Genomic DNA, 26,242 nt, shown 5'->3' with positions numbered 1-26,242 from the left:
GTTTAGGCAATATATTGACAAAATTTACTGGAAAGATGTCTTGTGGAATGAATCGTATTTTATTGCTTCATGCGGGGGAGTAACTGTCTCTGTTCTGCGGCAATATATCGAAGATCAGAACACCCCCGCCTTTCATCCCGAATCTAACCCTACGGGTACAGAACGGGGCTTCAAGGACTACGTCCCGCTAGCGCGAACGGCGGATTAGCTAAAATGGAACCACTTGCATTTTCCGGTCGTGCCTGTGGTTGCCGAATCTGCTGCATCCCCTGCTGCTTTTGGGTCGGTGGCGCCCCACCGGCAGATGATCGCCATTTTGGATTTTGGTTCCCAGTATTCGGAACTGATTGCCCGCCGCATCCGCGAAACCCACGTCTATTCAGAACTGTTGCCCTACCACACCACCGCCGAGCAATTGCGGGCCTGGCAACCCAAAGGGATCATCCTCTCCGGCGGCCCCAATTCGGTCTATGACCGGGGCGCACCCCAGTGTGACCCGGGGATTTGGCATCTGGGCATTCCCGTTTTGGGGGTGTGCTACGGGATGCACTTGATGGTGCAGCAGTTAGGGGGCAAGGTGGTGCGCTCGGCGCTGGGGGAATACGGCAAGGCGGCTTTGCACATTGACGACCCGACGGATTTATTGACCAACGTGGAAGACGGCACCACCATGTGGATGAGCCACGGGGACAGCGTGGTGCAGTTGCCGGAGGGTTTTTCCATCTTGGCGCATACGGAAAATTGCCCCTGTGCGGCCATCGCCGACCATAAGCACAACCTGTATGGGGTGCAGTTTCACCCGGAGGTGGTGCACTCGCGGGGGGGCATGGCCCTGATTCGCAACTTTGTCTATCACATCTGCGGCTGTGAACCCACCTGGACGACGGCGGCCTTTGTGGAAGAGGCCATTGCTGAGATTCGCGCCAAGGTGGGCAACAAACGGGTGCTGCTGGCTTTGTCGGGGGGGGTGGATTCCTCAACCTTGGCATTTTTGTTGCACCGGGCGATTGGCAACCAATTGACCTGTGTGTTCATTGACCAGGGGTTTATGCGCAAGCTGGAGCCGGAGCGGTTGCTGAAACTGTTCCACGAGCAGTTTCATATCCCGGTGGAATATGTCAACGCCCGCGACCGGTTTTTGGAGGCCATCCGGGGGGTCACCGACCCGGAAGAAAAGCGGCGGATCATCGGCCATGAATTTATCCGGGTGTTTGAAAGCGAGTCCAAGCGGTTGGGGCCGTTTGACTATCTGGCCCAGGGGACCCTGTACCCGGATGTGATCGAATCGGCGGGGGGGCCGGTGGACCCGCAAACCGGAGAACGGGTGGCGGTGAAAATCAAAAGCCATCACAACGTAGGCGGCCTGCCCAAGGATTTGCAATTCAAGCTCATTGAACCCCTGCGTCGGCTGTTTAAGGATGAGGTGCGGCAGGTGGCGCGGGCGTTGGGGTTGCCCGAAGAAATTGTGCAGCGGCAACCCTTTCCAGGGCCAGGGTTGGCCATTCGCATCCTGGGAGAAGTGACGCCGGAGCGCCTGGAAACCCTGCGGGAAGCGGATTGGATTGTGCGGCAGGAAATCAACCGCCATGGCCTGTACAACCAACTCTGGCAGGCGTTTGCCGTGCTGTTGCCTGTGCGGTCGGTGGGGGTGATGGGGGACCGGCGCACCTATGCCTATCCGATCGTGTTGCGTCTGGTAACCAGCGAAGATGGCATGACGGCGGACTGGGCCAGGGTGCCCTACGAATTTTTGGAGTTGGTGGCCAACCGCATTGTCAACGAAGTGCCGGGGGTGAACCGGGTGGTGTACGACATTACCTCCAAACCGCCGGGAACCATCGAGTGGGAGTAGGTAGCCGCCCCTGCGGGAATCGGTTATACTGCAGTCTGGGCGGCCGGGGTTGCCCTGGGGAAACTGTCTGACCTGGGAGCCGCTGGAAGCTGTCAATTGACCCTTACGGAACAGTTATGACTTTGACCCCTTCCTTTGTAAATCCGGTGACGAACGGTCATGGGTGCCTTGCTGAGGATCATCCTCTGGTGGTGGTCAGCAACCTGGACCCGGAACGCGATGCCGACGAACCGGTCATTCGCAGCCAGAAAACGGACCCGGAGTTGGGGCAACGGGTAGCGCAATTTTTGCTGGCCAAGGGGGTGGCCACCCCTCAGGTGGAAACGGGCTTGGATGAGACCCAAAAGCGGACCTTGATTGCCCACCATTTTGCCGAGATCATGCGGGTTTTGGGTTTGGACTTGCGCGATGACAGTCTGGCGGATACGCCGCGGCGGGTGGCGCAGATGTACGTGGATGAAATTTTTTACGGGCTAGACTGGCGCAATTTCCCCAAATGCACCACGGTGGAAAACAAGATGGGCTACAGTTCCATGGTGGTGGAGCGCAATATCAATGTGCAGAGCAATTGTGAGCATCACTTTGTGATTATTGATGGCCGTGCCCACGTAGCCTACATTCCCAAACGGAAGGTCTTGGGGTTATCCAAGATCAACCGGGTGGTGGAGTATTTTGCCAAACGTCCCCAGATTCAGGAGCGGTTGACGGAGCAGATTTTTTATGCCCTGTCCTACATTCTGGAGACGGAAGATATTGCCGTGCTGATCCAGGCCAAGCACTACTGCGTCAAGTCGCGGGGGGTGGAGGATGTGAATTCGGATACGGTGACCAGCAAGTTGGGCGGGGTGTTTCTGCACAATACGGCGACCCGTTCCGAGTTTCTGCGGGTGGTGCAGGGGGGGATGATGGCTTAGGGTGGCAAGGGTGCGGTTTTGGTGTACCCTGCGATTAGAGATGAGGTGCCCCTATGATGGATGTTGCATTGCCAGAAGTGACCGAGCCGACCAATCCCATTGAGGATGTGGAGACGGTGATTAGTTCGTTGGCAGAACCGGATTCGGCGCAGGTGAGCCATGTGGAACAGGGGCATCTGTGGCGGTTTCGCTATGGCACGGCGCAGGTGTATGTGCAGTTGACCGGGACCAGCACCGATGACATGTTGACGGTCTGGGCGGGGCTGCTGAAGTTGCCGGTGCAAAATCCGCTGGCGCTTTACCAGCAGTTGTTGGAGCTGAATTGGGCGACGACGATGGAGGCGCGGTTTGCGATTTTGGACCAGGAGGTGGTGGTGGTGGGGACGCGTTCGCTGTTGGGGTTGGACCCGGCGGAAATTGCCCGCTTGATTACAATTGTCGCGTCCTTGGCGGACCTCTACGACGAGGAGTTGCAGGCGAAATTCCCGGCGGCGGCATGAAGCGTTGGCGCGCCCGGCTGCAGCAATTTCTGGCCCAACCGACTGCCCGTTTGCTGGCTGGCGTTCTGGTTAAGTACCGGTTGCGCTTGCTGGGGACGGTGCTGTTGAATGTGGGCACGGGGCTCCTGGAGGGTTCGACCTACTTCTCGGTGTATTTGGCTTTGAGTGTGCTGGGGGATGCGCAGTTTCGCGTGCCGCTGCTGGAGCAGTGGGTGGCGGGCTGGTCGCGGTTGCAGGTGGTGGCGCTGTTGGTGGTGATTGCCCTGGGGTTGCAGGTGATCCAAGGCGCGCTGAAGTACAGCAGCGTTCTTGTCACCAGCTATCTGGGAAATCGCATCAGTATGTACGTCAGCCATCTGCTGTTTGCGCAGATGTTGCGTTTGAGTTTTCCCTGTATCAGCCGCTATCGCCACGGGGAGTTGGTGAACTTTTTGGATTTGGGGATGCTCAGCAATAACCTGTTGTTGAGTGCGAATCGGCTGGTGCTGGCTTTGTGTTTGATGGCTTCTTATCTGGCGGTTTTGATTTGGATTTCGCCGTTGGTGTTGGTTTCGACTTTGGTGTTATCGGCGACGTTGATCTGGATGCAGCGTCAGATTGTGCCGCGCATCCAAAAGGCGGCCTTTTCCCTGACGGGGGAAGCGGCGGATATTAAAAGCCACATGGTCGAGAGTTTGCAGGCGCTGCGGCTCATCTACAGCTTTCACCGCCACGAGCACACCCTGGCGCAGTTGCAGCAACTGCAGCGGAATGTGCTGCGGCTGATTGACCGGCAGGTGGCCTGGAGTACGCTGCCGGACCCGCTTTCTTCGGTGTTGGCCACGACGGTGCTGGCGGTGATGCTGCTGGGGGGGCTGTGGATTCTCAGCCAAGGGCGTCCGGTGAATTTGCTCTTACCTACCCTGGCGACGTTTATTTCCGCCTACAACCGGTTTGCCGCCCAGAGCCAAAACCTGGTGCGTATCTCTACCGAGTTGGGGGTGCTGTGCGGTTCGCTGCAGATGCTCAATGGGTTTCTCGACCCGCAGGACAAGGAATTTTTGCAGACGGCGGGCCTGCCGTTTCGCGGTGTCCAGCGGGAGATTCGTTTTGAGCATGTGACGTTGCAGTATCCGGGAACGACAGCGCCAGCGGTGGTGGATTTGAGCTTTACGCTGCCGGCGGGGCGGGTGACGGCCTTGGTGGGGGCTTCCGGGGCGGGCAAGTCTTCGGTCGCCGATTTGCTGATCGGTCTGTACGAACCGACGGCAGGGCGGATTTGGGTGGATGGGGTGGACCGGCGGGAATTGTCCTTGGCGGACTGGTGGCAGCATCTGGGGGTGGTGAGCCAGGACAATTTTGTGTTCAATACCACGATTCGGGAAAACATTCGTTTTGGCCGGTTGGAGGCCACGGATGCGGAGGTGGAACGGGCGGCGCAGGCGGCCTATGCGGCGGAATTTATCGAGCGGTTGCCCCAGGGCTACGATACGGTGGTGGGGGAACGGGGGTACCGGCTTTCCGGGGGACAGCGGCAGCGGTTGGCCCTGGCGCGGGCGATTTTGCGCCAACCCCAACTGTTGGTGTTGGATGAGGCCACCTCCGCGTTGGATTCCCAGGCGGAGGCCCTGGTGCAACAGGCGTTATACGCCTTCCAACAAAACCGCACGGTGTTGGTGATTGCCCACCGCTTGTCCACGATTCGCCACGCCGACCAGATTCTGGTGCTCGAGCAGGGACGCTTGGTGGAGCAGGGCACCCATGAGGAATTGCTGCGCCTGGGGGGACGCTACGCCCAGTACTGGCAGTTGCAGGTGGCCGGGCAAAAACCCACGCCGGAGTTAGGGGTGATGGCCTAAATGCTATGCTGGGGCTAACCTGTTGGTGAGAACTGGTCATGACGTGGGCAACGGTAACAGTCTGTGGTTATGTGGCGGCCAAACCGACCATTCGCCATTTTGAACGGGGCACGGTGCTGTGCAGTTTTCCGCTGTACGTCAACCGCCGCAAAACGGAAGGGGAAGAGGTTCCCCCCTTGAAATTCCAGGTGGAAATTTGGGGCAACCAGGCGGAAACGGCCATGAATTTGTTGGATAAGGGAACCCGCGCCACGGTCACCGGGCGGTTGGATGAAGACCATTACACGGATAAGGAGGGACAGCCGGCTACGGCGCTCAAAATTCGGTTTGCCGAGGTGTTGGATTACGGGGTGAAACCGGCGGAAGAACCGGCACCGGCCAGCCCATGACCGAAGATGAGCGCTACATGACCCGTTGCCTGGAGTTGGCGCAACGGGCCTGGGGACGGACCAGCCCCAATCCCCTGGTGGGGGCGGTGATCGTGCGCGACGGGCAGGTGGTGGGTGAGGGGTTCCATCCCCAGGCGGGTCAGCCCCATGCGGAGGTGTTTGCCCTGCAGGCGGCGGGGGAGCGGGCCAGGGGCGCGACCCTGTATGTGAATTTGGAGCCGTGCAATCACTTTGGCCGTACCCCCCCCTGCACGGAAGCGGTGATCCAAGCGGGGATTCGCCGGGTGGTGGTGGGGATGATTGACCCTGACCCGCGGGTGGCCGGCAAGGGCATTGCCCGTTTACAGCAGGCGGGCATCGAGGTGACGGTGGGCGTGTTGGCCGAGGCCTGTCAGACCCTCAACGAGGGGTTTTGCCATCGGGTACATACGGGCCGGGCCTTTGGCATTCTCAAGTACGCCATGACCCTCGATGGCAAAATTGCCAGCAGTACCGGCGACAGTCTGTGGATCACAGGGGAGACGGCGCGGCAATGGGTTTATCGCCTGCGTTCTCGCTGCGATGCGGTGATCACCGGGGGGAATACGGTGCGGCGGGACAATCCGGCCTTGACCACCCACGGGGTCACGCCTCATTCGCCCCTGCGGGTGGTGTTGTCCCGGAGTCTGGATTTGCCCTGGGATGCCCAGGTTTGGCAGGGGGATGAGCGGCAGCGCACTCTGCTAATTACGCCCCGGCGGGCAGCGCGACCGGCGCTATTAGAAAAACTCCAGGCGGTGGGGGTGGAGGTGCTGGAACTGGACCCCTGCACGCCAGCAACGGTAGTGACGGCTCTGGCAGAACGGGGGTGCAATACGGTGTTGTGGGAATGCGGCGGGAATCTGGCGGCCCAGGCCATCCGGGCGGGGGCGGTGCAAAAGGTCATGGCGTTTATCGCCCCGAAGATCATTGGGGGGGGGCAGGCGCCGACGCCGGTGGGGGACCTGGGGTTGACCCAGATGCCGGAGGCTTTGGTGTTGGACCGCTGTCACTGGGAACAGGTGGGCCAGGATTGGCTGGTGGTGGGCTATTTGCCAAGGGGAAGTTCTGCCGGGGAACCCCCATCCCCTGCTGCCGTCTCAAGGGGCAGTACCAGAGAATGAGGAATCCAACCCTATGAATAGGGCGATAATGGGCCGCCTATGCGGGGCGGGCAGTCTGATTTTAGTCTTGGCCACTCCCAGTTTGGCGTTTCGTGATACGCAAGGTCTGTGGGCAGATGCGTGCATTCAAGAATTGGTGCAACGGGGAATCGTGGGCGGTTCTGCCGATGGTCGGTTTCGTCCCGATGACCCGGTGACGCGGGCGGAATTTGCCGCGATGGTGGCGCGGGCGTTTTTGGCCAACCGGCCTACGACGGGGCGGGTAGCGTTTCGGGATGTGCCCCCCAACTTTTGGGCTTATGAAGCGATCAACCGCACGGTGGGGGCAGGGTTTTTGTCCGGTTATCCCGATGGCCGGTTCCGCCCTGAGCAGCCCATCTCCCGACTGCAGGTATGGGTGGCGCTCAGCAGCGGGTTGAATTTGCGTCCCACGCAACCGCCGGAGGTGCTGTTGTCCCAGTTGTACCAGGATGCGGCCCGTGTCCCGGATTACGCCCGGCCTGGGGTGGCTGCCGCCAGCGAGCAACAGTTGGTGGTGAATTATCCCGATGTGTCGCTGTTGCGCCCGCATCAGTTGGCGTCCCGCGCGGATGTGGCAGCCGGTTTGTGCCAGGGATTGGGGTTGGCAGCCATTCCCAACCAGTACGTTGCCGGTTACAGGTCGCCGGTTGCCACCCAACCCCAAACGGTCACGTTGCCCCAGGGAACGCTGGTGGTGGCCCGCTCCGGCAGCCAACGGGTCATTCTGGCGCCCCAGGACCGGTTGCCCTTGAGCCTGACGGTGGTGCAGGAGGTGCGGGATACGCAAGGGCGACTGGTGATTCCGGCCGGGAGTACGATTCAGGGGGAGATGCGGCCAGGAGTAGGGGGTTCCCAGTTCGTGGCGCAGCAAATTACCCTGCGGGGGAAGACCCTGCCCTTGGAGGCGGTTTCCCAGCCGGTGCGGCCGACGCAGGAGCTGAGCGAGCGCAGTTTACGCCCGATTCTGCCGGGTGCGCTGGTGGGCACGGCGGCGGCGGCGTTGATTGCTGGGGTGTCGGGGGACCGGCGGATTGAAGCGGGTGAAGTCCTAGCCGGTACGGTAGCCGGGGCTGCTGCTGGCTTGAATTGGGGCCGCAAACCGGAAAAGGCCCTGCGGGATTTTGGCATTGGCGCCGGGTTGGGGGCTGCCGTGGGGGGCCTATCGGGCGACCGGCGGGTCACAGCGACGGAAGTACTTGGGGGAGCCGTGCTGGGTGCAGTTGTCGGCGGTGCTGCGGATCGCCGCGAAATCCGGGAGGTCATCGTCATGGAACCGGGGACGGACCTGGTGCTCACCCTAAATCAACCCCTGGTGGTGTCCCTACCCTAAAAAGGCCAAACCTGGGTAATGGGCGTCCGCAGGGATCACCCTGCCCCATCGCTTCGGTACTATAGATAGAAAGAAACCGGTGCATACGCATTGCCCTTGTCCAGTACGCCTGACGGCATGACCCGATTGGAACAACCCGATCCGAGCACGCAACTGGCTTTGACCATTGCCCAGGCCGCCGATGAACGCAAAGGACGGGACATTCTCCTGCTGCGGGTGAGTGATGTTTGCTACCTTGCCGATTATTTTGTGCTGGTGACGGGGCATTCGACGGCGCAGGTGCGGGCCATTGCGCGCGGCATTCAAGAGCAGGTGGCTGAGCGGTGGCATACCCGGCCTCGGCATCAGGAAGGTTCCGCAGAAGGCGGTTGGGTGTTGCAAGATTACGGGGATGTGATCGTGCATATTTTTCTGCCCAAGGAGCGGGCGTATTACGATTTGGAGCGGTTTTGGGCGCACGCCGAACGGTTGGCCTTCTCGCCGGTTGGTTAAAATGGCCTTACCGGGAGAGGTGGCAGAGTGGTCGAATGCACTCGACTTGAAATCGAGCGAGGCGCGAGCCTCCGAGGGTTCGAATCCCTCCCTCTCCGTTTAGCCGCCACCCCCCCAAACTGCCGGGAGCAACACCCGGAAGGCAAATTGGGGCAGGGCCAGCATCCGGCGCCAGCGCCAGGGTTCTTGATACAGACGAAACGCCCATTCCAGGTACAGCCGCCGCAGCCAGAGGGGCGCCCGCGCCTTCACCCCTGCCCAAATGTCAAAACTGCCCCCCACCCCGACCCACACAGACCGGGGGCAGCAGTGGCGGTGCTGGTGAATCCACAATTCCTGGCGGGGCACCCCCAGCGCCACCAGAATCAAGCGGGGTTGCTGCCGGTGTAGTTGCGCCAGGATTTCTCCTTCTTCTGCCGCCGTGAAATAGCCGTGGTGCACGCCCGCCACAGCCAAATGCGGGTTGCGTTGTTGCCAGTATTGGGCGGCCCGGGCGGCTACCCCCGGCGCTCCCCCTACAAAAAAGACCGTTTCCTGGTGCAAATGCGCCAACACCTGGCTCACCAGGTCAATCCCCGGCGCATGATACGTCCCACCGCGCCGCAACCGCACATACAGGGTCACCCCCACCCCGTCGGGCACAACCAAGTCCGCCGCTTGAATCACCGCTTTGAGGCGGGGCTGCCGCACAGCCTGCATGACCATTTCCGCATTGAGCGTCACCACATGGGTGCCCTGGCCCCGGCTCACCCGTTCGTGCAACTCCTGGGCATAATCCGCCGCCAGATGAATGGGCAATCCCTGAATCGTCAACACAGGCAGCGCCCTAGACATAGCCTAAGCAAACCGCAACGTTGCATCCACCAACATCATGCCCGCTACGGACATATCGCCAATCCCATTAATCCCCTCCCCAGAAACTAAGGAGTAAAGTATTTGGCTTCAGGATGGTAACAAATTAAAGCAGTGGTGGATTGCTCAGGATGGAGTTGTTCGGCATCGTCCATCACCAAGTTAATCCGCTCGGCTTCTAATAGGCTTAACAGGGTATATTGGTCCTGTAAATTGGGACAGGCAGGATACCCAAAACTATAGCGAGAACCCTGATAACGCTGCGCTAAGATGTCATGGATATTATCCGGTTCCTGAGCGATATAACCCAGTTCTCGGCGGATGCGGGCGTGGTTCCACTCGGCAAGAGCTTCGGCCATCTGTACCGCAATCCCATGAAAATATAAGTAATCCGTATAGGCATTGCTCTCGTAAAGTTTTTGGGCATATTCAGTCGCCACTTGTCCCATCGTCACCGCCTGCAAACCAATCACATCCAAATACTCAGAGCCCACAGGGGCAAAAAAGTCAGCAATACACAGGCGTTTACCGGTACGTTGGCGGGGAAAACGAAAGCGAGCAATCGGGGTCAAATGCGCCTGCCAAGGCACGGGTTGCCCTACAAATTGCCGGGCGTAGTTGGGGTCATAAAGGTATAAGGTATTCCCCTCCGATTGACAAGGAAAATAACCGTAAACCAATTGGGGTTCCAAACAAAATTCCTGTTGAATCCGCTGTTGCCACTGTTCCAGGATTGGATAAACTTTTTCGGCCAGAAATGCCTGATATTCCTCCTTACTTTGCTCACGCGGTTTCCGAAATTGCCACTGACCGGCAATCAACGCCTGCTGATCCAAATAGCGCCACACTTCGGCAATAGGAATATCTGCCGCCGTGAGCAAACAAGTCCCCCAAAACGGGGGTAGCGGACGGGGAATATCCTGTCTTACCTGCGGAGGAATCACCTCATCTACCGATATGAGATCAACCGGTTTGGTTCCAGAAACATCACCAGGCGGTACATCCACCGAGGGTTCCCCATCCTGGACTTGCAAAAATCCCTTTTCATCATCCCATTGCCCTTGCGCTTTTGCGGCCATCAGTTGGTCCATAAAGTGCAAATCGGTGAAGGCGTCTTTGCCGTAAATCACCTTACCGCGATACACTTGCTGGCAGTCTTGTTCCACAAATTTACGGGTGAGCGCCGCGCCACCTAAAATGACCGGTACAGTGATATTTTGTTGATTGAAAATCTCTAAATTTTCTTTCATAAATGCCGTAGATTTTACCAACAAACCGCTCATGGCAATACAATCAGGTTGGTATTTTCGATAGGCATCAATGATATTGCTTACTTCCTGCTTGATCCCCAAGTTAATTACCCGATAACCATTGTTGGTTAAGATAATATCCACCAAATTTTTCCCAATATCATGCACATCCCCTTTGACCGTGGCAATCACCACCGTTCCTTTGCTGGTTGCGTGTTCCTGTTTTTCCATATAGGGTTCCAAAAAAGCCACAGCCGCTTTCATGGTTTCTGCCGACTGTAAAACAAAAGGCAATTGCATCTGACCGCTGCCAAACAATTCCCCAACCGTTTTCATCCCTTCCAAAAGATGCAAGTTGATAATGTCGAGGGGAGAATAGTATTTTAGGGCCTCTTGTAACGTGGCTTCTAAACCGATGCGTTCCCCATCAATGATATGCCGCCGCAGACGTTCTTCTATCGTCAAATCTTCCGGTTTCGTTGGGGTTTTGGTAACCGTAACCTCACTAAAGTATTGCGTTAAAGCGGTCAAAGGGTCATAGGTGCAGACATCCCCCTGAAATTCCCGTTCATCATAGATTAGTTGCCGACAGAGCTTTTGCACTTCTGGGGGAATTTTGTGGATCGGCAAAATTTTACTGGCACTGACAATGGCTGCATCCATCCCCGCTGCCTGTGCCATGTGTAAAAATACAGAATTTAGGGCGATTCGTGCTGCCGGTTTGAGACCAAATGAAACGTTCGATACCCCCAAAACAATATGACATTCCGGGAAGTGCTCACGAATTTGGGCAATGGCTTGAATCGTCTCTAGCGCATTGCGCCGGTCTTCCTCAATGCCAGTGGAAATGGGCAACACCAGCGGGTCAAAAAATAATTCCTGTGGGGGGATACCAAATTCAATAGCCTGCCGATAAGCCCGTTGGGCAATGGCAAATTTTTTGGCGGCTGTGCGGGCCATACCCTCTTCGTCAATCGTGCCGATGACCACACCCGCGCCATACATTTTGGCCAATTTTAATACTTGGAAAAACCGCGGTTCGCCATCTTCATAGTTTGTGGAATTGAGAATACATTTGCCCCCGGCCACTTTTAACCCGGCTTCCATTTTTGTCCACTCGGTGGAATCAAGCATCAAGGGCAAGGAAACCTGGGTGACCAACCGGGAAACCAATTCGCGCATATCCCGTTCCCCGTCCCGTCCCACATAGTCAACATTCACATCCAAAATATGAGCACCTTCGCGCACTTGTTCGCGGGCAATGGCCACCAAACCATCCCAATCTTCCGCATTTAATAAATCCCGACACTTTTTCGAACCACTGGCGTTTAACCGTTCCCCAATGATCAAGAACGAATTGTCTTGTGTGTAGGGTTGCGCTGTATAGATTGAAGCTGCTGCGGGTACATAATGCACCTGCCGGGGTTTGGGTTGTAAGTGCTGGGATAACTGCACCAATTGGCGAATATGAGCAGGTCGGGTTCCACAACATCCCCCGATAATCTGTACCCCCAAATCTTCCACAAAATGCCGCAATGCGCCTGCCAAATCTGGGGGTTCCAAACGATAAACCGCCTGCCCATTGACATTCTCCGGCAACCCGGCATTGGGAATACAAGAAATGACAAAGGGAGCGTGCTCGGAAAGATAACGAATATGGGGTTCCATCAAATCGGGACCCGTCGCGCAATTCAACCCTATAATGTCAATGGGATAGGGCGCCAAAATCGCCACCACCGCCGCAATATCCGTGCCAACCAACATGGTTCCCTGTTGTTCCATGGTCACGGAAACCATCACCGGCAATCGTTGATTGCGCTGACTTAATACCAGGTCAATTGCCCGTAATCCCGCCTTGATTTGCAATACATCTTGACAGGTTTCTAAAAGCAGTAAATCTACCCCCCCATCTACCAATCCCCGCACCTGTTCTTGATAACTGTTAACCAGGGTGTCAAAGTCAATATGCCCTAGGGTTGGCAGTTTTGTGCCTGGACCAATCGAACCGGCGACAAACCGGGGCTTTTCTGGGGTGGAAAATTCCCTGGCCAACTGTTTGGCTAACCGGGCAGCTTGGAGATTGATTTCGTAGGCCAAAGGCGCTAAATCATATTCCGCCAAAACGACTGCATTGGCACCAAAGGTATTGGTTTCGATGACATCGGCTCCGGCTTCCAAAAAACTGCGATGTACCCGCGCCACTGCCTCAGGTTTGGTCACCACCAAATACTCATTGCACCCCTCGTATTGGGGGCCGCCAAAATCGGCAGCGGTGAGTTTTTGGGCTTGTAAATTGGTGCCCATCGCCCCATCAAAAACCAGCACGGGGCGACTGGGATGATGCAATCGTTCTAAAAAGGTAGGGGTCATCGGTGCCAACCACAGGTGTACATCCTATTTTATGCAAGTTTCTCTGCCAAGAAAACCTAAGAAACTAACCGCACAAATTTACTTTTGCCCAGTTGCAACACCCGCCCCACCAACTCCTGTGGGCTTTTGTATTCCTGGTCAACCGTGGTGATGCGTTCTTCATCCAAGCGCACGGCCCCGTTTTGGATGGAGCGCCGCGCTTCACTGCTGCTGCGACACAGCCCGCTGGCTGCCAAGATGTAAAACAATTTCGCCGGAAAGGTCACCCCCTGGAGCGAAAATTCCGGGATGTCTCCTGCTGTCGCCAAAGCGGCCTGGGCTGCCGCTGCCGCCCCGTAGTAGGATGCGGTGACGGTTTGCGCCAGGAGTTTTTGCTGCGCGCGGGGATTTTCCGGCAAGTCCGCCAGCGGTAAATCCGTTAGTAGCTCAAAATACTGGGGAAGCAGGTGATCCGGTATTTTTTGCAATTTTTGATACATGACACTGGGGTGGTCCTGCATGGCGATATAGTTATTGAGGGATTTGGACATCTTTTGTACCCCATCGGTGCCTATCAGAATGGGAACCAAGAGGCCAAATTGGGGCGGTTGCCCAAAATGCCGTTGTAAATCCCGTCCCACAGCGATATTGAATTTTTGATCTGTGCCCCCCAATTCCACATCCGCTCGCACCGCCACAGAATCGTAGCCCTGCAACAGGGGATAGAGAAATTCGTGGAGAAAAATGGGGTGATTTTGGCTATAACGCTCGGCAAAACCTTCTTTGGCCAACATTTGCCCCACCGTCATTGTGCCCAGTAAACGGATGATTTCTTTGAGGTCTAACTTGGCTAGCCAGGTGGAATTGTAGTGTACTTCCAAGCGTCCCGGCGTGGCGAAATCGAGCAGGGGGCGAATTTGGTCTAAATAGGTTTGGGCGTTGGCTTGCACCTGTTCTGCCGTCAAGGGAGGGCGCGCCTCGGTACGCCCGGTGGGGTCGCCAATTTGGGCGGTAAAATCGCCGATAATTAATACCGCCGTGTGCCCGGCATCCTGAAAGGCCCGCAGTTTCCGCAAGGGAATGCTGTGTCCTAGGTGCAGTTGGCTGCCGGTGGCATCCACCCCCAATTTCACGCGTAGCGGTCGGTCGGTCGTCGCCAACAACCGCACCAAACACTGGCGGGGGTCGGCGCTGTCGGGCTGATGGGGGAACACCTCGGCCACCCCGCGCGTCACGAGTTCTGCATACTCTGGCTGGCTGTTCGGCACCGCTGGTTCGGGTTCGTCCTATGTCATCATGAGAAGAAATTCCCGTTGATCTTAACAAGCCGGTATTCCTTCTGTGTCTGGTAAAGCCTTTACCCCTGCCCGTCGTCCGCCTGCCTTGGCCGCTGCCCTGGGTGTGGGCAGTGCCCTGGTGCGTTGGACAGGGATGATGCTCCTGGGGGTGGTCTTGGTGGGTACCGCCAGTGCGGCGGGGATGATGGCTGGCCTGGCCTACAGTTTTCGGAACCTGCCGGATGTGCGGCTGCTCAAAACCTATGTGCCGCCCCAAACCACCTACATTTACGACATCAAGGGCGAAGAATTGGCCGCCATTCACGGAGAAGCCAACCGGGAAGTCGTCCCCCTGGAGCGGATTGCTCATCCTTTGAAACTGGCGGTGCTGGCGATTGAAGACAGCCATTTTTACACCCACCGGGGGGTTAACCTGGGCAGTATTGTGCGGGCGTTGGTGGCCAACTGGCGCTCTGGCATGGTGGTGGAGGGGGGGTCCACCCTGACCATGCAGTTGGTGAAAAACATCCTGCTTTCCCCGGAGCAGGTGCTCAGCCGCAAGGTGGCCGAAGCGGTCTTGGCCATGCGCTTGGAGCAGGTTTTGAGTAAGGATGAATTGCTGGAACTGTACCTCAATCAAGTCTATTGGGGGCACAACAATTACGGGGCGGAGACGGCAGCGCAAAGCTATTTCGGCAAATCGGCCTGGGAATTGACCCTGGCCGAAGGGGCGTTGATGGCAGGTCTGATCCAAGCGCCGGAGTTTTACAGCCCCTTTGCCCCGGCCAACCAACCCCTGTGTCAGGACCGTCCTCTGAGCAACCGCTGCCCGGCCAAACAGCGGCAGTTGGTGGTGCTGGAGCGGTTGGAGCAATTGGGATGGGTCACGCCGGAGGAGGCGCAAGCAGCGCGTTTGGAACCCATCTACCTCAACCAAATCACTTCCTTTCAGCCCAGCCGGTTGCCCTACGTGACGGACCTGGCCTTGCAAGAGCTGCACGCCAAATTTGGGCAGGATGTGGTGCAGCGGGGGGGGTTGCGGGTACAGACGACGGTGGATGCCCGGTTGCAACGGACTGCGGAACAAATCATTCGGGAAAGCTACGTCCGCTTGCGGCGTCAGGGGTGGGGTTCGGCGCAGTTGCAGTTGGCTTTGGTGGCGGTGGACCCCCGCACCCATTACATCAAGGCGATTGTGGGGGGGGTGGATTACCAAAAAAGCCAGTTCAATCGGGCGTTTCAGGCGCAGCGACAGCCGGGTTCGGCGTTTAAGCCTTTTGTGTACTACGCGGCGTTGGCTTCGGGCCACTACACCCCGGAGTCCTACGTCAGCGACAGCCCGGTGAGCTATCGGGACGGCTCCGGCTGGTATTCTCCCCGCAACTACGACGGCTCCTTTTGGGGCGGTATAACCCTGCGGCAGGCGCTGGCGGCTTCCCGGAATGTGCCTGCGATTCGGCTGGGGAAAGAGGTGGGGATGGAGCGGGTGGTGCAGGTGTGCCGCACGTTGGGGATTACCAGCCCCATGTTGCCGGTGACGTCTTTGCCTTTGGGGGCGGTGGATTTGACCCCTTTGGAAATGGCCAATGCCTACGCCACCTTTGCCAGCAATGGGTGGTACGCTGAGCCGTCGGTGATTCTCCAGGCCCAAGACCAAAGCGGCCAAGTGGCCTGGAAAAATATCCCTCAGCCCAAGCTGGTGCTGGACCCCTGGGCGGCGGCTGCGCTCAACAGTATGTTGCAGACGGTCATCGAAAGTGGCACAGGGACAGCGGCGCAACTGGGCCGACCGGCGGCGGGGAAAACCGGCACCACCAGTTCGGAGCGGGACATTTGGTTTGTGGGGTATGTGCCCCAGTTGGCGGCGGCGGTGTGGATCGGCAACGATGATTACCAGCCCTTGGGCGGGGGGGCGACGGGGGGGGTGCTGGCAGCGCCGATTTGGCGGCAATTTATGCTGGCGGCCCTCAAAGGGGTGCCGGTGGAGCGATTTACCCCGCCTTCCCATTTCGTGCGACCCAAACCCCGGCGGTCGTGACATCCCTACCTGCGCCTGGGGGAAGGAACCTGTTAAGCTGTAGGAAAGACCGTGGGTGCTATGGCGGATTACTACGAAATTCTGGGTGTATCCCGGAACGCGGATATCGAAGAGATTAAACGTTCCTATCGGCGTTTGGCGCGCAAGTACCACCCGGACGTGAACAAGGAGCCGGGGGCCGAAGAGCGCTTCAAGGAAATTAATCGCGCCTACGAAGTGCTGTCGGACCCGGAGGCCCGCGCCCGCTACGACCGGTTTGGGGAAGCGGCGTTTACGGGGATTCCGGGGGGTGGTGGCTACCAGGATTTCGGCGATATTGGCGGGTTTGCGGATATTTTTGAGCAGTTTTTTGGAGGTTTTGCCGGGTCCACAACCACAGGCCGACGGCGCAGTGGCCCGACGCGGGGGGATGACCTGCGGCTGGATTTGGAGTTGGAATTCCGGGAAGCGATTACCGGTGGGGAAAAACAGATTCGCCTGACCCACCAGGAAACCTGCAGCACCTGCAACGGTTCGGGGGCGCGACCGGGAACCCAACCCAAAGTCTGTCCCACCTGCGGCGGCATCGGGCAAATCCGGCGGGCGGCGCGTACCCCCTTTGGCAGTTTTACCCAGGTCAGCACCTGTCCTGCCTGCAACGGCGTCGGCCAAGTGATCGACGAACTTTGTCCCACCTGTGGCGGGCGGGGGTTCAACCAGGTGACCAAGAAGCTCAAAATCACCATTCCGCCGGGGGTGGACAACGGCACGCGCCTACGGGTCTCCGGTGAAGGGGATGCGGGCGCCAGGGGTGGCCCACCGGGGGATTTGTACGTCTATTTGAGCGTGAAGCCCGACCCCCACTTCCGGCGCGAGGGCATTCACATCTATTCCGAGGTGAAAATTAGCTATCTCCAGGCCATCTTGGGCTGTCACATTCCCGTACCGACGGTGGACGGGCAGTATGACCTGAAAATTCCCCCAGGGACGCAACCGGGGACGGAATTCCGCATTGAGGGTCGGGGTGTCCCGCGCCTGGGCAATTCGGTCAGCCGGGGGGATCACTTTGTCACGGTGAAGGTGGAAATTCCCACCCACATCAGCAGCGAAGAACGGGAGTTGCTGGAGAAACTGGCGCGCATTCGCCACGAAAAAACCAGCAAACACGGCATTGGTGACCTATTCGGCGGCATTTTCGGATGAACCCCTGCTTGGATTTACGGGGCACGCCCTGCCCTTTGAATTTCGTCCGCACCCGCTTGAAGTTGGAGCAACTCCCCCCCGGTACCCTGTTGGATGTGTGGTTGGACGGGGGGGAACCGATCCAGCAGGTGCCCGACAGCCTGCGGCAACAGGGCTATGAAATTGTCCAGATTCAACCGCAACAGGATTACTTTGTCCTTACCGTCAAAGCCTAATGTCCCAGGAAGTGATTGGTCAGGTTAGGGCGGCGCAGGCCAACTTTTACCGGGTCACGACCTCGGAATACGGGGAACTGCTGTGTACTGCTAGGGCGCGGCTCAAAAAAACCGGCCAGTGGGTGCTGGTGGGGGACCAGGTGCGGGTGGCAGAACTGGACCCAGCCAGTCGGCGGGGTGCCATTAGCGAGATTCTGCCGCGGCGGCGTGAGCTGGACCATCCGCCCATTGCCAATGTGGATCAGTTGCTCCTGATGCTGGCTTTGGCGGAACCGGAATTGGATGCCCACCAACTCAGCCGTTTTTTGGTCAAAGCCGAATCCACCGGTTTACCGTTTTTATTGGTTCTCAATAAGGCGGATTTATGCCGCCAAGAACACATCGATTTCTGGCAAGAAAAATTGCATCACTGGGGGTATCAGCCCCTGGTAATTAGCACGACCACCGGCGACCATCTTGCCAAGGTGCAAGCCCATTTATGCGGTAAAATTACTGTCCTGGCAGGGCCTTCCGGGGTGGGGAAATCCAGCCTCATCCGCATGCTCACGGGTGTTGACGTGGCAACTGGCACAGTTGCCCAACGCACGGGGCGGGGTCGCCACACCACCCGTCATATTGAACTGTTGCCCTTACCGGGTGGGGGCATGATTGCCGATACGCCGGGGTTTAATCAACCCAATTTAGACCTCAACCCGACCGAATTGGCCCGCTGTTTTCCCGAAATTCGCCGCCAAAATGCCACCTGTGAATTTGCCAATTGTAGCCATCAAAACGAACCCGGTTGTGGTGTCGAGCGCAACTGGGAACGCTATGAGCATTACGTGCAGTGGTGGCAGGAATTGCAGGCTCTATGGGCAGTCAAACAAAGTCAGGGTCGGTGTGATATTGGGGTGAAATATAAACCGGAAGAAATGGGGCAGTTGCGCAGTGAACCCAAACTGGCTCGCCATAAATACCGCAGTCTTTCCCGCCGTCGTCAACACCAAGAAGTTGACCTCCTGTTGACTGATGACGATTAGGTGATTTCCGAGCGGGTGCAATCATGCGGGCAGCTACGGTCATCTTCCCGGATCAACTGTTTGCGGCGCACCCCGGATTACAGCCTGGTCGTCCGGTTTTTTTGGTAGAAGAACAACTGTTTTTTCGGGACTATTTTTACCCGGCGAAATTTCATCAAAAAAAGCTGGTACTGCATCGCGCCAGTATGCAGGCCTACGGTGATGAATTGCAAAGACGGGGGTATGATGTCGTTTACATTCCCTACCGGTGCGACCCCCGGATGGAGTATTTGTTCCGGCCACTGCAAACCTGGGAAATTCAAGCCATTTACCTTGCGGAATTGGTAGATAATATCCTGACCAAAAGACTCCATAAATGGTGCAGTGTTTATCAGATCAAAATTGTCGAACTGCCCACCCCGAAATTCCTCACGCCCTGGGATTGGTTCCAGGAGCAATTGCCTGCGCAACCACCTTACTCGTTAACCAAGTTCTACATTGCCCAACGCCGGAGATTAAATATCCTTGTGGAGCGGGACAAACCGGTTGGCGGCAAATGGAGCTTTGACCGGGAAAATCGCCAAAAACTGCCCAAAAATATGCCGGTTCCCCAAATTACTTGGCCATCGGCAAATTCCTACGTAATAGAAGCGCAAGATTACGTCGCCAAACATTTTCCTGACCATTGGGGGTCGGTCACGGATTTCTGCTACCCCGTGACCCACCGGGAAGCAGCCCACTGGCTTGAGGATTTTCTCCGCCAACGGTTGGCTTTTTTTGGCGACTACGAAGATGCCATCAGTACCCGGCATGCAATTCTTTTTCATAGTGTTTTGACCCCGATGTTGAATATCGGGTTGCTGACCCCAGACCAGGTTATCCAAGCGACGTTCGATTACGCCCAATCCCAGCCGGTGCGTTTGAATAGTTTGGAGGGGTTTGTGCGGCAGATTATCGGCTGGCGGGAATTTATGGCCGGAATGTATTTACGCATCGGCACCGCCCAACGCCATCGCAATTTTTGGGGTCATTGCCGCCTGTTACCGGCTGCCTTTTACACAGGGACGACAGGGATTTTGCCCCTGGATCATGTGATTCAAAAAGTGTTGCAAACGGCCTATTGTCATCACATTGAACGGTTGATGGTCCTCGGTAACTTTATGCTTCTGTGTGAGATTGATCCCCATGCCGTTTACCGGTGGTTTATGGAGCTTTTTATTGATAGCTATGACTGGGTAATGGTGCCGAATGTCTATGGCATGAGCCAGTACAGTGATGGGGGATGGATGACCACAAAACCCTATATCAGTAGCGCAAATTATCTGCGCAAAATGAGTGATTTTCCGGTGGGGGATTGGTGTGAAGTTTGGGATGGCTTATACTGGCGTTTTATTGAGAAACATCAGGATTTTTTTCGCCGTAATCCCCGCTTGCGTGTGATGACGGCTATGCTCCAAAAAATGGATTCGACCCAGCGGCGCCGCCATTGGCAGGTGGCGGAGGCGTTTCTGGCGCGTTGGCCCGAGCAGACGCCCTAAGATGGAAGCAGGGGATGGGGAAGGCAATCGTGGTGTTGTCTGCCGAGGAGGTGAAGGCCTACGCCCGCCGCCTAGGGTTCCATCGGGTGGGAATTGCCAGCGTTGTGCCTGGGCCGCGGTCCCATTTGCCGGCGTGGTTGGCGGCAGGGTATCACGCCGATATGGCCTGGTTGTGTGATGCCCGACGGCAGCAGATTGAGCGGGTGTTGCCAGGGGTGCGCTCGGTGATTGCGGTGGCGTTGAATTATTACTGGCCGGGGGAGCAGCCTAGGGTGGGAAAAATTGCCCGCTACGCCTGGGGCCGGGATTACCACCGGGTCGTGGGACGGCGGCTCAAGGCGTTGGCTGCCTGGTTGCACCGCCAAGTTCCCGATTGCCAAACCCGGCTGTATGTGGACACAGGGCCGGTGGAGGACAAATTGTGGGCCGAATGGGCGGGCCTGGGCTGGGTGGGCAAACACAGCAATCTCATTACCCGACAGTACGGCTCCTGGGTGGTGTTGGGGGAGATTCTGACGACCCTGGAATTGACCCCCGATGCACCCCACACGGAACACTGCGGCACCTGCACCCGCTGTTTGGCCGCCTGTCCGACGGGGGCCATTGTGCGCCCCTTTGTGGTAGATAGCCGTCGCTGCCTCGCCTATCACACGATTGAAAACCGCCAGGAGACCTTGCCGCCGGAAATTGCCGCCCGTTTGCAGGGCTGGTTGGCCGGGTGTGACATTTGCCAAGAGGTGTGCCCCTGGAACCAACGGTTTGCCCAGCCGACGGATATTGCCGAATTTGCCCCTCGCTTGCCCCGCTGGTCGCTGCGGGAGTGGGCCGAACTGGATGCGGCAACCTGGGACCGCACCCTGCGGGGTTCGGCGCTACGGCGAATTAAACCGGCTATGTGGCGGCGTAATGCTCAAGCATTATTACGCTACGACAGTTAAAAAATCAAAAAAATTTCAAGACTCTTGCAAGATGCCCCCCGGTTGGACCACCAGCCAGCGGCCCCGCCAGTACACCCGTTGTCCCCACGCCCCCGCGAGCCAGATGGCAAAACTCAGGACATCCCGCAGGGGCAACACCCACAGCCACCGATACAGCTCCGGACAGCGAAATGTGCGAATGGCCGCCCATGCCTGCCCCAGCCGCAGGCCGTACATCCCTGCCACCAACGCCAGTGCCCAAGACGCCCCGCCGGTGCTCAACAGCAGCAACCCCCCATAGACCAGACCAAAGGTGGCCCCCAACCCGTAGTACTCCATCCCCCGGTTGAGGCGAATCGTGCGTGCCCAGCGCAATTCTCGCTGCCACACCTGCCGCACCGACTCCCGTCCACAGCAGTTGTCCAAGATATAGGGAGACAACTCCACCCGAAACCCCGCCTGGCGCGCCAAGCGTCCCATGTGGAAATCCGAACCAATCCGATTGACCACCTGCGCCAGTCCTCCCCACGCCTGCACCACCTCCTTGCGCGTAGCAATGGTCGGCCCCAAGGCATACTGCAACCCCCCGTCCAAAGCCCGCCCCAACAAAAATGCCGGGAGAAACTCCACACAGCGGTTCAAAGATGCCAAAGCCGCCCCCAAACCCTGGGGGTGATGGTCCATATAGCCGCAGGTCACCAGACCAATTTCCCGCTGCCGCAAGGGCGCCGTCACCGTCACCAAATAATCCGGCGTCACGCGAATATCACTGTCGGCAAACACCACCGTTTCGTAACGGGCCGCCGCCAGCAAGTGCATGAGATTGCTCACCTGATGGTTGACCCCATGCACCTGCAAACAGTAGAGGCAACGGACGTGTTTATAGATGTTTAATAAGTTTTGTATCAAAGGCACCGCCTGATCCTCAGGGTCCATCACCCCAAACAGGACTTCGTAGCAGGGGTGGTCTTGTTGACAAAAAGAATGCCAGTTGCTGGCCGCTTCCGCATCCAGTCCCCGTACAGGAATGAGTAGGGAAACTCCCCCCGGTTCAACAGTTAGCTCATTGGGCAGATGTATCTGGCGAAATTGCTTGAGGATCAGCCAATTCATGACATAAAAAATAGCACTACAAACTACTAATAATGCTAACAGGGATTGAATCACCACGAGCACCATTGTGACCGGCCGGTAGGGCTTTTCGGGTTTACCCTAACATAAGTTACTGCTCCCTTGATCCACAAAGGGGGATTTCGTGGTAGGGTTAAGAACGTTGGTTGATTAAGGATTTTTTCATGACAACTGCCGCAGAGACACGTTTGCCCCTAGATTGGGTGACGATTATGTTTATTGGAGGGATTCACCTGGGGGCTTTGGTGGCCTTTGTACCGGGGATGACCAATTGGAGTGCTGTGGGGGTGATGTTGCTGCTCCACTGGGTGACGGCCGGGCTGGGGATCACCTTGGGGTTTCATCGCCTGGTGACGCACCGGAGCTTCCAAACCCCGAAATGGCTGGAGTATTTTTTGGTGTTTTGCGGTACGTTGGCCTGTCAGGGCGGCCCGATTGATTGGGTGGGCCTGCACCGGATTCATCACCTGCATTCGGACCAGCCGGGGGACCCCCACGATTCCAATCGGGGGTTCTGGTGGAGCCATGTGGGCTGGATGTTGCACCATATTCCGGCGGATGCGGAGGTGGCAAGGTACACCAAGGACATCAATACGGACCCGGTGTATCTGTTTTTGCAAAATTGGATGTTGGGGATTCAGGTGACCTTGGGGCTGGTGTTGTTAGCGCTAGGGGGTTGGCCCTGGGTGATTTGGGGAATTTTTGTGCGTTTGGTGCTGGTGTATCACTGCACCTGGCTGGTCAACAGTGCTACCCACAAGTTTGGCTATCGTTCCTACGCGTCGGGGGACCGTTCGACCAATTGTTGGTGGGTGGCGCTCCTTTCTTATGGCGAGGGGTGGCACAACAACCATCATGCCTATCCCCATTCGGCGCGCCACGGTTTGCGTTGGTGGGAGATTGATGCGACCTGGATGATGATCTGGCTGTTGCAGAAGCTGGGCTTGGCGACCAAGGTGCGTCTGGCGCATGAGTCCGCGACGGCATAGCCGGTTTGGGGGTGGTGAGGTGAAATGACCTTGCCACCTGTCCCCTGGCAGGCGGGGGATTTTTGGTAGCCTATTGGGTGAGGGGTTGTTCTGCCGGAGCTGCACCGGATGCACAGTCTTTCCTGGCCGACCTGGGTCATCCACATTGCCAGTGTGTTGGAGTGGGGGATGGCAATGGCGTTGTTTTGGCAGTATGGTTGGCGGACGTTCACCTGGGCGATGCTCCCGGCTTTGGGCGGTGCGGTGTGTGCCCTGACCTGGCATTTTTTTGACAATGACCCGCATTTGGACTGGTTGGTGACGGGGCAGGCAGGGTTGACGTTCGTGGGGAATGTGGCGCTGTGGTGGGCGGCGTGGGGGTTGGTGCGGCAGGGGCAACCGTGATGGAAAATTTGCTGTTTGGCTTGTCTTTGTTTCCCTATTTGGGGTTTTTGTGGTGTTTGGGGCGGGCGCGGGCTCCTGGGGGGATACGGCTGGGGTTTGGCTTGACGTTGCTGTTTGTGGCGGTCTCGCTTCCGGCAGGGCTCATCGCACAACGGTACTACGGCACGTCGCTGGCGAATGTGGACATGTTGCACGGGGCGGCGGAATTTTGGTTGACCGTTGCCAATTTGACGCTGGTGTTGGGGGTGCGGCGGGCGCTGCAGCATAAGATGGAAAAGCAACGCCAGGGGGCAATGGCCCAGGAATAGGATGGCAGGGACGGTTTTGGTGACGGGGGTGGCGGGTTTTATCGGGTTTCATTTTGCCCAGGCGCTCCTCGGTCGGGGGTATGAGGTGGTGGGCGTGGACAATTTGAACCCCTACTATTCGGTGCAATTAAAGCAGGACCGTCTGCAGCAGCTCAAAAACTATGACCGGTTTCGGTTTCAGCTTTTGGATTTGGCCGACCGCCAGGGGACGGAGGAATTATTCGCGCGGCATCAACCGGAAATCGTGGTGCATTTGGCAGCGCAGGCGGGGGTGCGCTATTCCCTAGAGCATCCCCACACCTATATCCACAGCAATGTGGTGGGATTTTTGCACGTTTTGGAAGGGTGTCGGCATCACCGGGTCAAGCATTTGGTGTTTGCTTCTTCGAGTTCTGTGTATGGGTTAAATACCCAAATGCCCTTTTCCGTACGGGATAACGTGGATCACCCCATTAGTTTGTATGCGGCGACCAAAAAATCCAATGAACTGATGGCCCACACCTACAGTTATTTATTTGGTTTGCCCGTCACCGGGTTGCGCTTTTTTACGGTGTATGGGCCTTGGGGACGACCGGATATGGCCCTTTTCAAATTCACCCAAGCGATTTTGGCACGGCGACCCATCCCGGTGTATAACTACGGCAAAATGCAGCGGGATTTCACCTATATCGATGACATTGTGGCGGGAATGTTGGCAATTTTCGAGCACATTCCCACACCGCAGCCCCTGGAGGAACTCCACCCCGGGGTCAGCGTTGCCCCCTACCGCTTGTACAACATCGGCAACCACCGCCCTGTGTCCCTGTTGGATTTCATTGCGGTTTTAGAGCAGGCGTTGGGCTGTACGGCCATCAAAGAATTTCTGCCGTTGCAACCGGGGGATGTGCCCGCTACGTATGCCGACATTGCCGATTTAACGGCGGCGGTGGGTTTTGTGCCCCAAACCCCCATCGAAGTCGGCATTCCCCGCTTTGTCGCCTGGTATCGGGATTACTATCGCCTGAGCTGATGCACCTGCTTTTTGTGGTCACCCGCGGGGATGCCATCGGCGGGGCGCAAATTCATGTCAGCGACTTGGCCCACCACCTGCAACACCAGGGGCATCATGTCGGGGTGATTTCCGGGGCAGGCACCCCCTTGCAAACCTTATTGGCACGGCATCACATCCGCCACTACATTCTTCCCGAATTGGTGCGCCCAATTCATCTCAGCAAAGATAGGCAGGCCCTGGTCAAACTGGGGCGGCTATTGGGGAAACTGCGCCCCGATTTGGTCTCCCTGCATTCCAGCAAAGCAGGCTTTTTGGGACGGTTGGCCTGTTATGCGCAAAACATTCCTTGTGTGTTTACCGTACATGGGTGGTCGTTTGCCACGCCGGGTTGGCAGGCGGGTTTTTATCAGATGTTGGAGCGGTTGTGCGCCCCGATTCCCCGCAAAATCATCTGTGTTGCCGAAGCCATCCGTCGCCAGGGGATTGCCGCAGGATTACCGCCGGAAAAATTGGTCACGATTTACAATGCCATGCCCGATATTTCCCCAGAATTGCGGGCGCAACCGGATCGGGGTTCGCCGGTGCGAATTATTATGATTGGGCGGTTGGAACCCCAAAAAGCCCAGGCAGATTTACTCCAAGCAGTAGCCAAGTTACATCGCCCCCATGTGCATGTGGATTTGGTCGGGGATGGCCCCCTCTTGCCGCATCTGCAACGGTTGGTGGCACAGCTCCAGCTCCACGACCGCGTGACCTTTTGGGGGTATCGCCCGGATGTGGCGCGGTTGTTGGCCCAGGCGCACATTTTCGCCCTTATTTCCCACTGGGAGGCTTTTCCCCGCTCCACCCTAGAGGCGATGCGGGCGGGTTTGCCGGTGGTCGTCAGCGATGTAGGTGGGGCTGCCGAAGCGGTCATTCCAGGGGTGACCGGTTACGTGGTGGCGCCAGGTCAGCAAGCGCAGTTAATTCAAGCCCTACAACACTTAATTGATTCCCCACAACAGCGGCGGGCGATGGGGCAAGCGGGGCGAGAACGCTATGAAGCCCACTTCACCTTTCCCCGGTTGTTAGCCCAAACCGTGCAGGTCTATCAACAGATTCTGGCCCCCAATGCCGACCCATGAGTTCACCCATGTTCGCGACCGAACAACTCACTTGGCCATCATCCCAAACCGCAACAGTTGCTCAGAAATAGACGCAAGACTTATAGTCATTTTTATTGAAAATGCAACATTTTATGAGAGGAGGGTGTAAGATGGGGAGGAAGGTGAGCATCAAGGAGGAGAATCAGAATGTGTTACAGTCTGGATTTACGGAAGAAGGTGATAAGTTTCATTGAGAACGG

The 26,242-nt window shown here is 57.3% G+C and carries 24 protein-coding genes and 1 tRNA gene; 21 read left to right on the top strand and 4 right to left on the bottom strand.

Annotated features, from left to right (window positions below; translation table 11 throughout):
• From ACWISF_RS05720 to ACWISF_RS05675, 10 genes are all read left to right on the top strand, one after another.
• Positions 1–208, top strand: a 208-nt coding sequence (locus ACWISF_RS05720) for a transposase (RefSeq protein WP_448380633.1), incomplete at its 5' end; no start/stop codon positions are given.
• Between the two features lie 96 nt (positions 209–304).
• On the top strand, positions 305–1,852 hold the full coding sequence (guaA, locus tag ACWISF_RS05715) for a glutamine-hydrolyzing GMP synthase (RefSeq protein ID WP_448380636.1): 1,548 nt from the start codon (positions 305–307) through the stop codon (positions 1,850–1,852).
• Between the two features lie 116 nt (positions 1,853–1,968).
• Positions 1,969–2,766: a GTP cyclohydrolase I FolE gene (gene folE / locus ACWISF_RS05710; RefSeq protein ID WP_448380632.1), complete on the top strand. Its 798-nt coding sequence runs from the start codon at positions 1,969–1,971 to the stop codon at positions 2,764–2,766.
• A 53-nt stretch (positions 2,767–2,819) separates the two neighbouring features.
• The gene (locus tag ACWISF_RS05705; protein ID WP_448380631.1) at positions 2,820–3,266 is read left to right on the top strand and encodes a YbjN domain-containing protein; all 447 of its coding nucleotides are present in this window, start codon (positions 2,820–2,822) and stop codon (positions 3,264–3,266) included.
• Positions 3,263–5,104: an ABC transporter ATP-binding protein gene (locus ACWISF_RS05700; RefSeq protein ID WP_448380630.1), complete on the top strand. Its 1,842-nt coding sequence runs from the start codon at positions 3,263–3,265 to the stop codon at positions 5,102–5,104. Before ACWISF_RS05705 ends, ACWISF_RS05700 begins: the two co-directional genes overlap by 4 nt.
• Before the next feature lie 38 nt (positions 5,105–5,142).
• Positions 5,143–5,493: a single-stranded DNA-binding protein gene (locus ACWISF_RS05695; protein WP_448380629.1), complete on the top strand. Its 351-nt coding sequence runs from the start codon at positions 5,143–5,145 to the stop codon at positions 5,491–5,493.
• On the top strand, positions 5,490–6,635 hold the full coding sequence (gene ribD, locus ACWISF_RS05690; RefSeq protein ID WP_448380628.1) for a bifunctional diaminohydroxyphosphoribosylaminopyrimidine deaminase/5-amino-6-(5-phosphoribosylamino)uracil reductase RibD: 1,146 nt from the start codon (positions 5,490–5,492) through the stop codon (positions 6,633–6,635). Before ACWISF_RS05695 ends, ribD begins: the two co-directional genes overlap by 4 nt.
• 13 nt (positions 6,636–6,648) lie before the next feature.
• On the top strand, positions 6,649–7,986 hold the full coding sequence (locus ACWISF_RS05685; RefSeq protein ID WP_448380627.1) for an S-layer homology domain-containing protein: 1,338 nt from the start codon (positions 6,649–6,651) through the stop codon (positions 7,984–7,986).
• Between the two features lie 117 nt (positions 7,987–8,103).
• Positions 8,104–8,478 (top strand): ribosome silencing factor, encoded by a 375-nt coding sequence (gene rsfS, locus ACWISF_RS05680; RefSeq protein WP_448380626.1) that lies wholly within the window; start codon positions 8,104–8,106, stop codon positions 8,476–8,478.
• 13 nt (positions 8,479–8,491) lie between these two features.
• A tRNA-Ser gene (locus ACWISF_RS05675) sits at positions 8,492–8,576 on the top strand.
• 1 nt (position 8,577) lies between these two features.
• Here ACWISF_RS05675 and ACWISF_RS05670 read toward each other — a convergent pair.
• The 3 genes from ACWISF_RS05670 to tyrS all read right to left on the bottom strand — a co-directional run bounded on the left by ACWISF_RS05670 (position 8,578) and on the right by tyrS (position 14,197).
• Entirely contained in the window at positions 8,578–9,312 is a 735-nt protein-coding gene (locus ACWISF_RS05670) for a WecB/TagA/CpsF family glycosyltransferase (protein WP_448380625.1), read from the bottom strand.
• Between the two features lie 86 nt (positions 9,313–9,398).
• Positions 9,399–12,950, bottom strand: a complete 3,552-nt coding sequence (metH, locus tag ACWISF_RS05665; protein ID WP_448380624.1) for a methionine synthase — start codon at positions 12,948–12,950, stop codon at positions 9,399–9,401.
• A gap of 56 nt (positions 12,951–13,006) precedes the next feature.
• A complete protein-coding gene (tyrS, locus tag ACWISF_RS05660) occupies positions 13,007–14,197 on the bottom strand; it encodes a tyrosine--tRNA ligase (RefSeq protein WP_448380623.1) in 1,191 nt (396 codons plus the stop codon).
• A gap of 73 nt (positions 14,198–14,270) precedes the next feature.
• Here tyrS and ACWISF_RS05655 point away from each other — a divergent pair, with 73 nt between their 5' ends.
• The 6 genes from ACWISF_RS05655 to queG are packed head-to-tail and all read left to right on the top strand — an operon-like array spanning position 14,271 to position 21,115.
• Positions 14,271–16,244, top strand: coding sequence for a transglycosylase domain-containing protein (locus tag ACWISF_RS05655; RefSeq protein ID WP_448380622.1), 1,974 nt, complete (start codon positions 14,271–14,273; stop codon positions 16,242–16,244).
• Between the two features lie 60 nt (positions 16,245–16,304).
• Positions 16,305–17,426 (top strand): molecular chaperone DnaJ, encoded by a 1,122-nt coding sequence (gene dnaJ / locus ACWISF_RS05650; protein ID WP_448380635.1) that lies wholly within the window; start codon positions 16,305–16,307, stop codon positions 17,424–17,426.
• Positions 17,423–17,641: a sulfurtransferase TusA family protein gene (locus ACWISF_RS05645; RefSeq protein ID WP_448380621.1), complete on the top strand. Its 219-nt coding sequence runs from the start codon at positions 17,423–17,425 to the stop codon at positions 17,639–17,641. The genes dnaJ and ACWISF_RS05645 overlap by 4 nt, the downstream gene beginning before the upstream one ends.
• On the top strand, positions 17,641–18,660 hold the full coding sequence (rsgA, locus tag ACWISF_RS05640) for a ribosome small subunit-dependent GTPase A (RefSeq protein WP_448380620.1): 1,020 nt from the start codon (positions 17,641–17,643) through the stop codon (positions 18,658–18,660). The genes ACWISF_RS05645 and rsgA overlap by 1 nt, the downstream gene beginning before the upstream one ends.
• A gap of 23 nt (positions 18,661–18,683) precedes the next feature.
• Positions 18,684–20,177, top strand: coding sequence for a cryptochrome/photolyase family protein (locus ACWISF_RS05635; RefSeq protein ID WP_448380619.1), 1,494 nt, complete (start codon positions 18,684–18,686; stop codon positions 20,175–20,177).
• 14 nt (positions 20,178–20,191) lie between these two features.
• Complete coding sequence (queG, locus tag ACWISF_RS05630; RefSeq protein WP_448380618.1) at positions 20,192–21,115, top strand: tRNA epoxyqueuosine(34) reductase QueG; 924 nt, start codon at positions 20,192–20,194, stop codon at positions 21,113–21,115.
• Positions 21,116–21,130: 15 nt separating this feature from the next.
• Here queG and ACWISF_RS05625 read toward each other — a convergent pair whose 3' ends face one another.
• Positions 21,131–22,207 (bottom strand): glycosyltransferase, encoded by a 1,077-nt coding sequence (locus ACWISF_RS05625; protein WP_448380617.1) that lies wholly within the window; start codon positions 22,205–22,207, stop codon positions 21,131–21,133.
• A gap of 182 nt (positions 22,208–22,389) precedes the next feature.
• On the opposite strand from ACWISF_RS05625, the gene ACWISF_RS05620 reads away from it, so the two are divergent.
• The 5 genes from ACWISF_RS05620 (at position 22,390) to ACWISF_RS05600 (ending at position 26,021) form a co-directional block, all read left to right on the top strand.
• Entirely contained in the window at positions 22,390–23,214 is an 825-nt protein-coding gene (locus ACWISF_RS05620; RefSeq protein ID WP_448380616.1) for an acyl-CoA desaturase, read from the top strand.
• 108 nt (positions 23,215–23,322) lie between these two features.
• Entirely contained in the window at positions 23,323–23,598 is a 276-nt protein-coding gene (locus ACWISF_RS05615; protein WP_448380615.1) for a DUF2499 domain-containing protein, read from the top strand.
• Complete coding sequence (locus ACWISF_RS05610; RefSeq protein WP_448380634.1) at positions 23,598–23,906, top strand: DUF3593 domain-containing protein; 309 nt, start codon at positions 23,598–23,600, stop codon at positions 23,904–23,906. The genes ACWISF_RS05615 and ACWISF_RS05610 overlap by 1 nt, the downstream gene beginning before the upstream one ends.
• Before the next feature lies 1 nt (position 23,907).
• Positions 23,908–24,915: an NAD-dependent epimerase gene (locus ACWISF_RS05605; protein WP_448380614.1), complete on the top strand. Its 1,008-nt coding sequence runs from the start codon at positions 23,908–23,910 to the stop codon at positions 24,913–24,915.
• On the top strand, positions 24,915–26,021 hold the full coding sequence (locus ACWISF_RS05600) for a glycosyltransferase family 4 protein (RefSeq protein WP_448380613.1): 1,107 nt from the start codon (positions 24,915–24,917) through the stop codon (positions 26,019–26,021). The genes ACWISF_RS05605 and ACWISF_RS05600 overlap by 1 nt, the downstream gene beginning before the upstream one ends.
• The last annotated feature ends 221 nt before the right edge of the window (positions 26,022–26,242 follow it).

The organism is Gloeomargarita sp. (assembly GCF_053491055.1).
The sequence above is the reverse complement of the archived record's forward strand: the minus strand, read 5'-3'. Positions and strand labels throughout refer to the sequence as shown.

Coding starts and splice junctions, on each gene's coding strand:
- ACWISF_RS05670 (WP_448380625.1), bottom strand. CDS start 9,312: ATGTCTAGGGCGCTGCCTGTGTTGACGATTCAGGGATTGCCCATTCAT.
- metH (WP_448380624.1), bottom strand. CDS start 12,950: ATGACCCCTACCTTTTTAGAACGATTGCATCATCCCAGTCGCCCCGTG.
- ACWISF_RS05685 (WP_448380627.1), top strand. CDS start 6,649: ATGAATAGGGCGATAATGGGCCGCCTATGCGGGGCGGGCAGTCTGATT.
- ACWISF_RS05615 (WP_448380615.1), top strand. CDS start 23,323: ATGCACAGTCTTTCCTGGCCGACCTGGGTCATCCACATTGCCAGTGTG.
- ACWISF_RS05600 (WP_448380613.1), top strand. CDS start 24,915: ATGCACCTGCTTTTTGTGGTCACCCGCGGGGATGCCATCGGCGGGGCG.
- rsfS (WP_448380626.1), top strand. CDS start 8,104: ATGACCCGATTGGAACAACCCGATCCGAGCACGCAACTGGCTTTGACC.
- guaA (WP_448380636.1), top strand. CDS start 305: ATGATCGCCATTTTGGATTTTGGTTCCCAGTATTCGGAACTGATTGCC.
- ACWISF_RS05610 (WP_448380634.1), top strand. CDS start 23,598: ATGGAAAATTTGCTGTTTGGCTTGTCTTTGTTTCCCTATTTGGGGTTT.
- dnaJ (WP_448380635.1), top strand. CDS start 16,305: ATGGCGGATTACTACGAAATTCTGGGTGTATCCCGGAACGCGGATATC.
- ACWISF_RS05620 (WP_448380616.1), top strand. CDS start 22,390: ATGACAACTGCCGCAGAGACACGTTTGCCCCTAGATTGGGTGACGATT.
- ribD (WP_448380628.1), top strand. CDS start 5,490: ATGACCGAAGATGAGCGCTACATGACCCGTTGCCTGGAGTTGGCGCAA.
- ACWISF_RS05625 (WP_448380617.1), bottom strand. CDS start 22,207: ATGAATTGGCTGATCCTCAAGCAATTTCGCCAGATACATCTGCCCAAT.
- ACWISF_RS05635 (WP_448380619.1), top strand. CDS start 18,684: ATGCGGGCAGCTACGGTCATCTTCCCGGATCAACTGTTTGCGGCGCAC.
- ACWISF_RS05645 (WP_448380621.1), top strand. CDS start 17,423: ATGAACCCCTGCTTGGATTTACGGGGCACGCCCTGCCCTTTGAATTTC.
- ACWISF_RS05700 (WP_448380630.1), top strand. CDS start 3,263: ATGAAGCGTTGGCGCGCCCGGCTGCAGCAATTTCTGGCCCAACCGACT.
- ACWISF_RS05605 (WP_448380614.1), top strand. CDS start 23,908: ATGGCAGGGACGGTTTTGGTGACGGGGGTGGCGGGTTTTATCGGGTTT.
- ACWISF_RS05695 (WP_448380629.1), top strand. CDS start 5,143: ATGACGTGGGCAACGGTAACAGTCTGTGGTTATGTGGCGGCCAAACCG.
- rsgA (WP_448380620.1), top strand. CDS start 17,641: ATGTCCCAGGAAGTGATTGGTCAGGTTAGGGCGGCGCAGGCCAACTTT.
- queG (WP_448380618.1), top strand. CDS start 20,192: ATGGGGAAGGCAATCGTGGTGTTGTCTGCCGAGGAGGTGAAGGCCTAC.
- ACWISF_RS05705 (WP_448380631.1), top strand. CDS start 2,820: ATGATGGATGTTGCATTGCCAGAAGTGACCGAGCCGACCAATCCCATT.
- folE (WP_448380632.1), top strand. CDS start 1,969: ATGACTTTGACCCCTTCCTTTGTAAATCCGGTGACGAACGGTCATGGG.